The 13,352-nt window shown below is 72.2% G+C and carries 9 protein-coding genes and 1 pseudogene; 3 read left to right on the top strand and 7 right to left on the bottom strand.

What is annotated here, in order from left to right:
* Both C503_RS45455 and C503_RS42345 read right to left on the bottom strand, forming a co-directional pair.
* Window positions 1-190 (bottom strand): annotated as a pseudogene (locus C503_RS45455) (IS630 family transposase); the annotation flags it as partial.
* Window positions 191-253: 63 nt separating this feature from the next.
* Entirely contained in the window at window positions 254-1,117 is an 864-nt protein-coding gene (locus C503_RS42345; RefSeq protein ID WP_245572680.1) for a TIGR03084 family metal-binding protein, read from the bottom strand.
* On the opposite strand from C503_RS42345, the gene C503_RS0136615 reads away from it, so the two are divergent.
* Window positions 1,116-3,182: a DUF8189 domain-containing protein gene (locus C503_RS0136615; protein ID WP_018687167.1), complete on the top strand. Its 2,067-nt coding sequence runs from the start codon at window positions 1,116-1,118 to the stop codon at window positions 3,180-3,182. The two genes, C503_RS42345 and C503_RS0136615, sit on opposite strands and share 2 nt — an antisense overlap.
* Window positions 3,183-3,308: 126 nt before the next feature.
* Entirely contained in the window at window positions 3,309-3,806 is a 498-nt protein-coding gene (locus tag C503_RS0136610; protein ID WP_018687166.1) for a GtrA family protein, read from the top strand.
* A 3-nt stretch (window positions 3,807-3,809) separates the two neighbouring features.
* Here the strand turns inward: C503_RS0136610 and C503_RS0136605 are convergent, their stop codons facing one another.
* The 5 genes from C503_RS0136605 to C503_RS0136585 all read right to left on the bottom strand — a co-directional run bounded on the left by C503_RS0136605 (window position 3,810) and on the right by C503_RS0136585 (window position 12,134).
* Window positions 3,810-5,174 carry a type I glutamate--ammonia ligase gene (locus tag C503_RS0136605; protein ID WP_018687165.1) on the bottom strand — a complete coding sequence of 455 codons (1,365 nt, stop codon included), beginning with the start codon at window positions 5,172-5,174 and terminating at the stop codon, window positions 3,810-3,812.
* Window positions 5,171-6,889, bottom strand: a complete 1,719-nt coding sequence (locus tag C503_RS0136600; RefSeq protein ID WP_051115038.1) for an IucA/IucC family protein — start codon at window positions 6,887-6,889, stop codon at window positions 5,171-5,173. Before C503_RS0136600 ends, C503_RS0136605 begins: the two co-directional genes overlap by 4 nt.
* A gap of 41 nt (window positions 6,890-6,930) precedes the next feature.
* Window positions 6,931-8,199 (bottom strand): lysine N(6)-hydroxylase/L-ornithine N(5)-oxygenase family protein, encoded by a 1,269-nt coding sequence (locus C503_RS0136595; RefSeq protein ID WP_018687163.1) that lies wholly within the window; start codon window positions 8,197-8,199, stop codon window positions 6,931-6,933.
* Complete coding sequence (locus C503_RS0136590) at window positions 8,190-9,746, bottom strand: pyridoxal phosphate-dependent decarboxylase family protein (protein WP_018687162.1); 1,557 nt, start codon at window positions 9,744-9,746, stop codon at window positions 8,190-8,192. The genes C503_RS0136595 and C503_RS0136590 overlap by 10 nt, the downstream gene beginning before the upstream one ends.
* Window positions 9,747-10,061: 315 nt before the next feature.
* A complete protein-coding gene (locus C503_RS0136585; protein WP_018687161.1) occupies window positions 10,062-12,134 on the bottom strand; it encodes a S9 family peptidase in 2,073 nt (690 codons plus the stop codon).
* A gap of 388 nt (window positions 12,135-12,522) precedes the next feature.
* Here C503_RS0136585 and C503_RS0136580 point away from each other — a divergent pair, with 388 nt between their 5' ends.
* Entirely contained in the window at window positions 12,523-13,203 is a 681-nt protein-coding gene (locus tag C503_RS0136580; protein ID WP_211222532.1) for a S1C family serine protease, read from the top strand.
* Window positions 13,204-13,352: the final 149 nt, after the last annotated feature.

Raw genomic sequence — 13,352 nt, 5'->3', positions numbered from 1 at the left:
CCCGCACATAGCCGTCGGTCGCGGCGAACATCACCGCGATATCCCCAGCACCGCGGCCCTGCATGGAGGCCAGCACGATCCCGGCTCGCCGTAATCGAACACGGTCCCGCGTGGACCGGGTGATCTTGACCAGACGCTGGGCCTCCTCAGGCCCCAGCCGACGAACGAACACCTCAGGACGACGTCCCACTCGACCACCACCTCCAGCGGCCAAGCCTGGACCATCACCGGACACCACGTCCACGCGACACGATTACAACGCCGACGTTGCTTGATGCGGCACTAGATCGGTGTCGTCGCGGTGGACGCGCTGGGTGACGAGTCGGCAGAAGTCATGCGCACTGCCGGTTATCCGTTGCGCGGCATCATCCGGCCCCCACACCCACAACTCACCGTCCGGCGCCGTCAGCTCTATCCGGAACTGCTCGACGGGCACGGCCAGACCGCGAACCAGGTACGCGAAGTCCCTTGTGCGCACACCGATGTGCGCGACATGACGTATCCGCGCGGTCGGTTTCCGCTGGATCTCCAACGTATCCGCGACATCACCCGCGTGCGCCCACGTCTCCATGATCCGCGCGGTCGCCATCGAGGTAGCGCTCATCGGCGGTCCATACCAGGGTAGTTTGGCCCCCACAGGCACCTCTGCCAACACAGTTGCCAACCGCTCCCGAGAAGAACGCCACCGCGACAACAGTTCTGCGACAGGCAATCCCGCGCCCGCTGCGGCCCCGTCATCGACGAACTGTTGCGGGTCCCCATCCGCGAGAGCGGCGGCTTCGGCGTGGAACCCGTCCGGGTCGGTGGCCGACAACAGTGCCCGCTCATCGGTCCAGGCCAGATGGGCCACCTGGTGGGCGACCGTCCAGCCCACGGCGGGAGTCGGTGTGCGCCAACCGGTTTCCGGCAGGTGAACCACCCATGACTCCAGCTCGTCGCCCTCCGCCCGCAGGTCGGCGAGCACCACGGTGAGGTCGATCACCCCCTCACCGTGGCACGCGCGACCGCGATTTTCAAGCAGTCGTGCTTGATTGTTTTCTGCGCGTGCCTCCGCCGGTCTCTTCTGCCATTCTCGAAGTGAGCCCGTCTCGGGGCGTGGGGAATCGGGGGAAGTCATGTCGCGCAAGGCATTCGCGGCCGGTCTGGCCGTGGCAGCGGTCGCGCTGGCCGCGGCGGCGGTGGTCGCGCCGGTGGCCGCGGCCGCGCCGCCGACGCCGGTGGTGGTCAACGTCGTCGCCCACCAGGACGACGACATCCTGTTCCTCGACCCGGACCTGCGGAACTCGATCCACGCGGGCAGGCAGGTGTCCACCGTGTTCGTCACCGCGGGCGAGGCGTGGCTGACCCCTGGCGATCCCGGGACCCCGCCCGACCAGGCAGGTTGCCGCGCGCCCGACCTGGTGCGCGAGGCGTACGCGTACTGCCGCCAGCGCGGCGCGATGTCGGCCTGGGCGAACATGGCCGGGGTGGCCGACACCTGGTCCACCGACCGGCTGTCCGTCACCACGGCCACCGGCGTGGTGCGGGTGGAGCGCCGAACCCTTGTCCAGCAGCCGAACATCCGGTTGCTGTTCCTCAACCTGCCCGAGAACGCCGACGGAAACCCGGATGTGTCGGGGCCGGACGGCGAGAGCCTGGTGCACCTGTGGCAGGGCGACCGCACCGCGAACACGCTGGTTCCCTGGGGAAACACGAACAAGCGCTACACCTACGACCACGCGCGGCTGACGCAGGTGCTGACCGGCATCCTCGAACAGTCGCACGCCACCGTCATCCGCACGCAGGACCCCCAGCCGGATCCGCGTTACCGGGGCGACCACAACGACCACGTGATGACGGCCCGGTTCACGACCGAGGCCGCGGGCGTCTACGCCGCGACGCACCCGTCCTCGCAGCTCTACCACTACCGCGACTACAACATCGCCGACGCGCAGCAGAACCTGCCCGGCCCGCTCCGCTCGGCCAAGGGCGCGACGTTCTCCGCCTACGCGGCCTGGGACGGCCTGGCAGACCCCACTCCCACGGGCGACTACCTGTCGTGGACGCAGCGGATGTATCACCGGGACCCGATCGGCACCACCTGGGTCGGGCAGAACAACGACGGGCGGTTGCAGGCGTTCGCGGTCGAGGGCGGCCGTCTGGTCACCTGGTTCCAGGCCGTCGGCGGTGAGATCGGGCCCGGTCAGGTGCTGACCACGCCGTGGCCGCTGCTGCCGGGCGTGACGGTCAACCGCAACGCCGACCGCAGGCTGCAGGTGTTCGCCCGCCGCGCCGACACCTACGAGGTCGTGTCCACCTGGCAGACCGCGGTGGACGGGGCCTTCTCCGCCACCTGGGTGTCGCTGGGCAACCCGAACGCCGGGTCCGACCAAGCCGCCCAGGTGGGCGCCCCGGTGGCGGTGCTGGGCTTCGACGGCCTGCTGCGGATCGCGGTGAAGAACGGCGGTGGCGGGGTCAGTGTGAACACCCAGCAGTCGCCGAACACCGGGTTCGGCACCACCTGGGCCGACCTGGGCGGCACCGGCGTGCAGGACCCGGTCGCGGTGGAGGTCGACCGCGCCCACGGGGTCGACGTGTTCGCCTACGCCATCGTGGACGGTGTCGGCCACATCCGGCACTGGAACGCGCCCTTCGACGACAACACGCACACCACCGGCCCGTTCGCCGAGCGGCCCTACCTGGCGGGCTACGAGCCCGCGGGCCCGCCGATCGCGGTGCACAACAAGGACGGTCGGCTCGACGTCCTCTACCGGCTGGCCACCAATGCGGGCGACGACTTCGCGGGCCTGGTCGGCCACACCTGGCAGCGCCCGGACGACACCTGGAGCCCGACCGGCGAGCAGATCGGCGGTCAGGGCGGGGTCGGCGAGGTGTCCGCGGCCAAGGCCCCCGGCCCCTGGTCGGACTCGGTCGCGGTCGCCGACTCCCGCATCCTGGTGTTCACCACCAACGGTGGCGGTGGCCTGAGCACGACCCGCCAGAACGGCCCGGACAGCGGCTACCCCGGCACCTGGACCGACCTCGGGTCGGTGCACGTGGGGCAGCCCGCGAGCGGGGTCGACCGGCAGGGGTGCGTGTTCTCCTTCGCACTCACCGACTCCGGTTCGCTCGTCGTGCGCAACCAGACGGTGTGTTCCGGTGACCAGCCGCTGTCCCGCACCCGCGAGATCGACGGCCCGTGACCAGGCGGGACACCGTGCGCCGACGGCCGTAGGCGGGACGACGCGCACACCGCTCGGGCGAACGCCGTGACCGGCCGTTCGCCCGAGCGTCGCGTACCGGACATCCGGGGTCGACAGGATGGCGGTATGTCTGTGCGGGAGACGCGGCGGGCCGAGCGCGGGGAGCGGTTCGGTGCGGCGATGGCGGCCGTGGCGCGGCGGCTGCCGTTCGGGTTGTCGCGGATCGTGCCGTCGAGCCTGCTCGGCTTCGCGGTGATCAACGGGTTCACCTTTGGCGTCGACCTGACGCTGCTGACCCTGATGCGCGGCGGGCTGGGCTGGCCGTTGCCGGTGAGCATCACGATCGGCTACGTGTGCGCGTTCGGGTTGAGTTTCGTGCTCAACCGTGCGCTCAACTTCCGGTCGCACGCCGATGTCGGCCCGCAGGTCGGCCGCTACATCGCCGTGGTGGTGGTGAACTACCTCGCCTGGATCCTCGGGGTGGGCAGCGGTCTGGCCGCGCTCGGGGTGGACTACCACGTCGCCCGCGTCGCGGCGGGTGCCTGCGAGGCGGTCTACATGTACGTGTGCCTGCGCTGGGTCGTGTTCCGCACTCCCCGTTCGACGGACAGGAAGTCCGACTGAGCGTCACGCGCGCAGGTCTCCGCGCGTCCGGTGGAACTCGGTGACCTCGTCCAGTCCCGCGTCCAGCTCCTCGCTCAGCATCGCCACCCGGTGCGCCACCACCTCCTCGCCCAGCAGTGACACCGCCAGCTTGGAGCCCGTGAGCCGGTGCAGCGCCTCCCACGGCGTCCGGGCCAGGTCGCCCACCGACTTGTTCGCCGCGGGCAGCGCCAACCGTTCCTCCACTCCGGACACGCCTGCGGCGACCAGGGCCGCGACCACCGAGTGCGGCTGGGCGTCCGCGCCCGCGAACCGCGCCTCCATGCGCAGCGAAGACCCGTGCCCGGCCAGGCGTACCGCCGCCGTGCGGTCGTCCACCGCCCACCGCACGGACCGCGGCGAGAACGGGGAGGTGCGCAGGCGGACGTAGGAGTTCCAGGTCGGCGCCCAGAACGCCGTCAGGTCCGGGGCCGCGCGCAGGACCCCGGCGAGGAAGTGTTCGAACACCGCCGACATGCGGTCCGGCCGCGCGCCCGCGACCAGCGGCGCGCCGGACGGGTCCGAAAGCGACAGGTGCACGTGGCAGGATCCGCCCGTGCCCGGCGACTCCGCCGCCAGATAGCCGGCGCGCGCGCCGACCCGGGCGGCGGCGCGGCGGATGGCCAGCTGGTGCAGCATCGCGTCGTCGCAGGCGGCGAGCGCGTCACGGTGGCGCAGCACGATCTCGTACTGGCCGGGGTGGCATTCGCCGCGCGCCGACTCCATGCCCAGGCCCAGGGCGTCCACCTCGGACCGGACCGCCGCCAGCACCCCGGTCAACGGCGACAGCCCGCCGACGGCGTAGTCCAGGCCGCCCGGGGTGAGGGGTGTGCCGTCGGGGTCGGTGAACGTGACCTCGTGCTCGATGCCGACGGACGGGACCAGTCCGAGCTTCTCGGCCGCGACCAGCTGGGCGCGCAACCCGGTGCGCGGCGCCTCCGGCACCGGGCGGCCGTCCGGCCACTCCACGTCGCACACCACGAACCACGAGTCGGGGCCGTCCGGGGCGAGTGTGGCCAGGTCGGCCCGGATGCGCAGGTCCCCGTAGCCGCCGAGGAACTGGTCCACCGCGGGCGCGTTCACCGCCGCGCGAGCGGGGTTCCACCCGAACACGTACGCGCACATGCCGTACCCGGAGGTCAGCACGGTGTCCACGAAGAACCCGGCGTCCAGCTCCACCGCCGCGAACCGGGCGTGCGGGTCCGGCACCAGGCACACGACCCGGCGCGCCGACCCGTCGGCCACGGCCGCCCGCAACGCGAGCGTCAGCGCGGACGCCGCCTGGGCCCGCGCGGCCAGGGTGCGCGGGCCGACCGGGCGAGCGTGCACGGCGTGCTCGATGCCGGTCACCAGGCGCCGTCCGGGTCCGGGCCCGCGAGCGGGTTGGCGGCGCGGCCGAACCGGACGTCGAACTCGTCGTCCCGGTCGATCTTGTCGAAGCCCTGGCCCGCCAGGTGCTCGCGGTTCAGGCACACTCGTTCGACGTCCGCGGCGAACAACATGCACGCGTCGAACCGGGTCGCCGTCTCCGGGTGTGTGTCCCGGTAGGCGGCCACGGTCTCGCGGACCAGCGCCCACAGCCGCGGCCGCGCGAACCCGAGGTCCACGTCCAGGATCTCGGCCAGGAATCGCAGCTGCCCGGCGAACACGGAGCTGAACAGCGACTGCGCCAGCAGGTGCGCGGGCCAGCGCAGCATGTCGGCGCGCGCGGCCGGGCCGAGCAGGTCGTAGCCGGGCAGCGGCTCGTCGAGCAGGTCGACGCCCTGGGCGAAGTCCTTGATGGCCACGTGCTTGGGCTTGCCCGGCCGGTCGGTGACCAGGATCAGGTTCTGGCCGTGCGGGCAGAACCCGACGCCGTGCGCCAGCAGCCAGTGCAGCAGCGGGGTCAGCACCAGGTCCAGCAGCCTGCGCGTCCAGTCCTCGACGGGCAGGCCGGACTCGCTGACCAGGTGTGCGATCAGCGAGACGCCGTCGGGGCCGCGGTAGGGCAGGGCGGCGAAGGAGATGGCGCGTTCGCCGTCGACCAGGCGGGTGCGGATGGGGTCGCGCCACAGCGCGCCGAGGGTCTCGTGGAAGCGGTAGGGCAGCTCGTCGATGGCGCCGAACAGCGGGTGCCGCACCGACACGCCCGCGACCTCGCCCAGCAGATCGAACCGGTAATGGTCACGCAGCAGCTCGTCGCCGTCGTGCACACTGCGCAGCCAGGTGGTGACCTCGGGCGCGGCGAGCGTGGCGGCGGTGGCGAGGCCGCGGTAGACGAGCGTGTTGCGCACCGACACCGCGGTCTTGACGTCGTAGCGGGTGGGGTGCGAGGCGTTGGCCAGGGTACGGACGGTCTGGTGTGGGCGGTAGCGGTCGGTGCTCTCGCCCACCGGCACGATCAGGCCCTCGGCGAGCTCCTTGGCGTAGAGGGTGCCGACGACCTCGTCGAGCTGCCACGGGTGCACCGGCATCAGCACGAACGCGGCCGGGTCGCCCAGCCTGGACCGGAACGCGGCCAGCTTGCCGCCGCCCAGCTCGGCGGTGAGCAGCTTCTCCTCGGTCAGCGTCGACACGCAGCGGAACGTGGCCAGGTCGCGGTGCACCGCCAGCCAGGGCAGTGCGAACCCGGCGCCGGACTCGGGCGCGTAGCGGGCGCGGTCGTGCATGGAGAACCCGACCCGGCCCTTGTTGAGCACCAGCCGCGGGTGGCCGGTGAGGTGCCCGTCGGCCTCGTCGTAGTCCATGGTGGACAGCTCGGCCGCGGTGGGCGCGTCGGCCAGCCGGGCCGCCTCGTTGGTGACCGTGGCGGTCAGCTCGGCCAGCACGTCGGCCAGCCGCGACCCGGTCAGCCCCAGCTCGGTGCGGGCGTCCACGACCAGCGCGCACGGGTCCTCGACGGGCTGGTCGTCGCGGGTCGCGCTGCCCGGCCGCACCGCCCACGAGTCGAACGCGCCGCGGCGCGCGGCGAACCGGTACACCGTGCCGCTGACCAGTTCCAGCCGCCAGCCGAGCGTGCCGTCCGGGGCCGGGTCGCCCGCGCGCTCGGGTCGCAGCAGGCCCTCATAGCTCAGCTCGCCCAGCATCTTGTGCGCCACCAGCGCGCCCGCGTCCCGCCAAGCGGATCTCACATCGCCCTCCCGTTCCCTTGGACCAGTCCGAACGTCGTGAACGCGGTGCGCGCGGGCAGCGGGTGGACCGCCCGCCCGCACACGGCGTCGAGGATGGTGGCCGCGCGCCAGGCGACCAGGCCCAGGTCGGGCGCGCCCACGCCGTGTGTGTGGCGTTCGGCGTTCTGCGCGAACACCGATCCGGTGATGCCCGGCCGCAGCCCGATGCGGTAGTCGGCGGCCACGGTGACCCGGCCTGCCGCGTCCCGGGGGCCCAGCAGCGACCCGACCAGGGGGTCGAGGTCGCGTTCGGCGTAGCCGGTGGCGCAGACGACGGCGTCGGTGTGCGCGGTGTCCTCGGTGCCCTGCTGGCGGTGGCGCAGGCGCAGCCGGATCCGGCCGTCGACCTTCTCGGCGCCGGTGACCTCGACGCCGGGGGCGAGCTGCACATCGGGCCAGCCGCCGCCGATCGTGCGCCGGTACAGCTCGGCGTGGATGTCGGCCAGCGTGTCGGCGCTGATCGCCTTGTAGAGCTGCCACTGCGCGGGCACCAGCTCGTCGCGGGCGGGTTCGGGGAGGGCGTGGAAGAACCGCGTGTAGTCCGGAGTGAACTGCTCCAGACCGAGTTTCGAGTACTCCATGGGCGCGAAGGCGGGAGTGCGGGTCAGCCAGCGCAGGCCGCCGCCGCGGTGGCGTAACAGATCCAGGAACACTTCCGCGCCGGATTGTCCTGAACCGACAACGGTTACGCTATCGAGGGCGAGCAGACTGTCGCGGACGGTGAGGTAGTCCGCCGAGTGGTGGGCGATGCCGACAAGCGGTTCGGGAAGAATCGGCTCCGTGCCCACGCCTAAGACAACGTTGTGGGCTAAGAGAGTGTTGCCTGATGTGACGACTTCGAACGCGCTCTCCTCCGCCGACCACCGCACCTGCGTGACCTCCTGCCCGAACACGCACGACGGCAGGCGTTCGGCGGCCCAACGGCAGTAGTCGTCGTACTCGGCGCGCGGGATGTGGAAGTTCTCCGCGAGATAGAACGGGTAGAGGCGGTCGCGGTCGCGCAGGTAGTTCAGGAAGGACAGCGGGTTCGTCGGATCGACCAGGGAGACCAGGTCTGCCAGGAACGGCACCTGCAACGTGGTGCCCTCGATCAGCAGGCCGGGGTGCCAGTGGAATCCCGGGCGCCGCTCCAGGAACCGGGCGCGCAGGCCGTCCACCCCGGCCGCGAGCGCGGCCAGGGACAGGTTGGCCGGACCGATCCCGACCCCGACGAGGTCTAGCGGCACGGGTCCACCCCGACCGCCGGGGCCCGGTCAAGTACCTGGTCGAGTGCCTGGTCGGCGGTGGTGGCGATGAGGTCGAGCAGCGGCAGGTAGTCGGCGAGGGTGGCGTGCGGGTGCAGCAGCGTGAGCTTGAGCCACAGGCCGGAACCGGGCAGGTTCGCGCGGCCCAGCACGGCGACCCCGCGGTCCAGGAGTCCTCTGCGGACGGACGCGACCAGCTCGTCGGCCGCCGCGCCGGGCCGCTCGTCGGGCCGCTCGTCGGGCTGTTCGCCGGACAGTCCGCCGGGCTGCTCGACCGGCCGGTCATCGGCCAGTTCGTCGGCCGCGACCGGGCGCAGCAGCACGGTGGACAGCGTCGGCGGCGCCCACAACCGCAGCCGAGGGTGCTCGTGCACGGCGCCCGCGACCTCGGCGGCGAGCTCGCAGCAACGGTCGACCAGCGCGCCCAGCCCGGCGGTGCCCAGCGCCCGGACCGTCACGGCGATCTTGAACGCGTCCGGTCTGCGCGAGGTGCGCAGCGAGCGGCCGAGCAGGTCGGGTAGCCCGGCCTCGGTGTCGTCGGCGGCGTTGAGGTAGTCGGCGCGGGTGTGCAGGCTGGCCAGCGCGCCCGCGTCCCGGCAGGCCAGTACCCCGGCGGCGATCGGCTGCCAGCCGAGCTTGTGCAGGTCAAGGGCGACCGAGTCGGCCCGCGCGAGGCCCGCGACGCGGTGCCGGTGGCGGTCGCTGAACAGCAGCGCGCCCCCGTAGGCGGCGTCCACGTGCAGCCAGGCCCCGGCGGCGTGCGCGATGTCGGCGATCTCGTCGAGCGGGTCGAACGCGCCGGAGTTGGTGGTCCCGGCGGTCGCGATCACCACGGCGGGGCCGCGGTCGGCCAGGGCTCGGCGGAGCGCGGCGGGGTCGACGCGGTCGGCCGCGGTGGGCACCGCGACCGGGCGGGGCAGACCGAGCAGCCAGGCGGCGCGGGCGACGCTGTGGTGGGCGTTGGCCCCGCAGACCGGGACCAGGTCGGGTCCGGCGGCCTCGCGGGCGAGCAGGAGCGCGGTCAGGTTGGACTCGGTGCCGCCGCTGGTGATCACCGCGTCCGGGTCGGCGGCGTCGGGGTAGCAGAGCGCGGCCAGCCGGTCGGTCAACGCCCGTTCCAGTGCGCTGGCGACGGGGGCCTGGTCCCAGGAGTCCATGGACGGGTTGAGCACGCTGGCCACCAGGTCGGCCGCGGCCGCCACCGCCAGCGGCGGGCAGTGCAGGTGCGCGGCGCACCACGGGTCGACCGGGTCCGCCGACCCCGCCGCCAGCAGCGCGCTCAGCTCGGCGATCGCGGCCACCGCTCCCACCCCGTCGACCGGCAGCGCCGCCAGCCCGCCGACCACGGTGTCCACCGCCGCCGGGCCGCCCGCGGGCACCGGCCCGCCGCGCAGCCGGACCCCCTCGGCCACCGCGTCCAGCGCGACCGCCACCAGCTCCCCGACCGCGTCGGCACCCGCCAGGGCGGCCACCGGGACCTCCCCGTCCCGGTAACCCCATTCGAGCCCGTTCGCCTGCGGTCGGACCATTACGCACCCTTCTTAGGTTTGCCTACCCTTACCAAGATAGTCGGGGTCCTCCTCTCCCGATCGAGCGACACCATCGGATCTTGCTTGCCCCGGGCGCCGGAAGCCAGACCGGAGACCACAGTGTCCGGTCGGAATCCCGCTCACTCACCCGAACGGGGCGCGCGGCCCACCCGGCCGACCCGCCCCGCGCCCCACCTCGTCCGGCCCGGCGCGGCGCAGACGTCGTTCGACGGCCGGAACTGCTTGCCGGGGAAGGAATGCCGCCGGATCCCGCGAAGCGGGCGAGCCCGGGTGGGCCCGCCCGCCGGGGAGCCGTCAGCCGCCCAGGGCGGACTTGAGCCAGCGGATCTGCAGCATGTTGAAGTTCTCCGCCACGTCGTCCTCCTGCGGTGTCATGTGCGTGACGCCGGGCAGCGGGAGGAACGAGTGCGGACGGCCCGCGGCGACCAGGGCGCTGGACAGCCGGATGCCGTGCGCGACCACCACGTTGTCGTCGGCCAGCCCGTGGATGATCAGCAGCGGCCGGTCCAGCTTGGGCGCGTCGTCGATGATCGAGTTCCGGTCGTAGACCTCCGGGTGGGTGTCCGGGTGGCCCAGGTAGCGCTCGGTGTAGTGGGTGTCGTAGATGCGCCAGTCGGTGACCGGGGCGCCCGCGATGGCCGCGTGGAAGACCTCCGGGGCGCGCAGGACGGCCAGCGCCGCCAGGTAGCCGCCGTAGGACCAGCCGCGGATGGCGACCCTGGCCAGGTCCAGGTCGGGGTGGTCGGCGGCGACCGCGTGCAGCGCGTCGACCTGGTCGGCGAGGGTGACGCCCGCGAAGTCGAAGGCGATGGCCCGCTCCCACTCGGGGCCGCGGCCGGGGGTGCCGCGGCCGTCGGCCACCAGCACGGCGAAGCCCTGGTCGGCCAGCCACTGCGGGTTGAGGAAGGCGTTGCGGGTGGAGATCACCCGCTGGGCGTGCGGGCCGCCATACGGGTCCATCAGCACCGGGAGCTTGCCGCTGCCCGGCTCGTACCCGGTCGGGTAGAGCAGGGCGACGCGCAGGCCGCGCTCGCCGACGGTCAGCATCCGCACGTTCGGGGTCAGCGGCGGCTCGACGGTCAGGCTCGCCACCTCGCCCACCTGCTCGCCGTCGCGCAGCACGTGTACCCGCGGGCCGGACCAGTCCAGCGACCAGGAGGCCAGCACGATGGTGTCGCCGCCGCGCGCCGCGGTGTGCACGCCATCCACTGTGGACAGTCGACGGTCGCCGAGGTAGACGTGCACCTGGGTGGGGTCGTCCTCGGAAGCGGTGTAGAGCACGGCGTCATCGGCCACGTCGAGCACCGAGCGGACCTGCCGGTCGCCGCTGACCACCTCGTCGCCCACCACCAAGCGGTTCACGCCGTCGCGCGGGATGATCCGGACCAGCCTGCCGTCCGGGGTCCAGGCGGGCACGCCCGGGTAGATCTCCACCCAGGTGTCGTCGGTCTCGGTGTGCACGACCTCGGTGGCGCCGGTGTCCGGGTCGACCGCGCGGACCTGCACCGTGCGCTGGTCGCGCGACTGCACCGCGATCAGCGGCGGGCCGCCCGCCGACCAGTGCGCGGTGACCAGGTAGGGCTGGTCGACACCGTCCCAGTCGACCGCGACGCGGGTGCCGTCCAGGCCGACGACCTCCAGCGTGACCACCACGTTCGGGGTGCCCGCGGCGGGGTAGGCGATCACGTCGGGCGCGGTGCCCGGGTTGGTGGGGTCGGCGATGTTCCAGTGCAGCACCTCGCGGCGGTCGGTGCGGGCCACCAGCAGCCGGGTGCCGTCCGGGGACCACCAGTAGCCGCGCGAGCGGCCCATCTCCTCGGCCGCGATGAACTCGGCCAGACCGCACGCCCGGTCCTCGCCCTCGGGCTCGGCGATCGCGCGGTCGCCGCTGCCGTCCACGCCCACGACCCGCAGCGCGTTGTCGGCGACGTAGGCCACGTGGGTGCCGGTCGGGTCCGGCCGCGGGTCGACGACCGGGGTGGCGGTGACCAGCTCGCGGGACTCCCCGGTCCGCGCGTCGGCCACGAACAGCCGCCCGGACAGCGCGAACGCGGCGATCCGCGCGGCCGCGTCGGTGGCGTTGCCCACCACGCCGCCGCTCTGCTCACGGCTGCGCTCGCGGCGCGCGCGCTCCTCCGCGGACAGTTCCTCGGCCCCGGCGAGCAGCGCCGACGGGTCGCCCAGCCTGCTCTCCACGCCGGTGGCGAGGTCCTGCCGCCAGAGCAGCTGGGTACGGTCCTCGCCCGAGGCCGACCGGACGAACAGCAGGTGCCCGCCGTCCGGCGCGATCCGGAACTCCCGCGGCGAGCCGAGGGTGAAGCGCTGCGTCCGCGCCTGTAGGCGCAGGAATGAGGTCTCACTGGTCACGACCGACAACCTAGCCGCCCTGGTCTGGTTGTGGCAGGTCCGGCGGGCCCGCCTGTGGACAACCTCGACTGCCTGTTGATCGTTTCGACTCTTGGCCAATCCCATGGGATTCCACAGGTTCCTCATATGAAGGGGGCCGACTCTTGGTGTCATGAACGCATACCCGGGTCCCCAGCAGCAGCCCAACCCGCTCTACACCCACATCCCCCAGCAGCCTGTCCATCCCATGTCCGAGCGCCCGCTGTACCCCGGACACGACCAAGCCCCGCGCGGTCGGATCCGGCGGGGCACGGTGGTCCTGGTCGCCGCGTCAGTGCTGGGCGCGGGGTCGATCGGGGGGACGGCGGGTGCGTTCATCGGGCATGACGGTGCGAGTGCGCCGTACACGGTGAGCGCTCCGGCGCAGGCGGCGTCGGCCACGATGCCCGCTGATGTCAGTGCGGTGGTGGCCAGGGTGATGCCTAGTGTGGTGCAGCTGACTGTGCGCACAGCCAATGCGGAGGCCATTGGGTCTGGGGTGATCCTGACCGCGGATGGTCGGGTGTTGACCAACAATCATGTGGTTGATGGTGCTCGGGAGATCACTATCACTTTTGCGGACGGCAAGACGGCAAGCGCCTCGGTCGTGGGCACTAACGCCAATGCTGATCTCGCTGTGGTTCAGGCGGAGAATGTTAGTGGGCTTACGCCTGCCGTACTGGGCGACTCTGCTGAGCTACGCGTGGGGGATCAGGTTATTGCTATTGGCTCGCCTGCGGGGTTGCAGGGGACGGTTACTACCGGGATTGTGAGTGCGCTTGATCGGGATGTGACTATTCCTGGTGAGTCCGGGGGACGGGGGCGGGTTAGTCAGAGTGGTCAGGTTTCCTATAAGGCCATTCAGACTGATGCGTCCATCAATCAGGGAAACTCCGGGGGGCCGTTGTTTGACACTAGCGGGCGGGTGATTGGGATCAACTCGGCTATTTACTCGCCGGTTTCTGGGTCTGACGGGTCGGCTGGGAGTGTGGGGATTGGGTTTAGCATTCCGATCGATACTGTCAAGCAGGTGGTTGGTCAAATGAACTAGTTGGCTGGTGCTGTGTTTGTTGGCCTCGGCTTCGCCTCGGCGGCGGGATCGCCTTTAGCCGGTCTCTTCCCGCCCGATCCCACTCGGCCCTGGGGGCCTCCTGGGATCGGGCGGGAAGAGACCGGCGCGATCCCGCGTGGTGGTCCAGT

This window comes from Actinokineospora enzanensis DSM 44649 (genome assembly GCF_000374445.1).
Taxonomy (GTDB): domain Bacteria; phylum Actinomycetota; class Actinomycetes; order Mycobacteriales; family Pseudonocardiaceae; genus Actinokineospora; species Actinokineospora enzanensis.
Note: the sequence above shows the minus strand (reverse complement) of the source record. Positions and strands in the feature narration are given on the sequence as shown.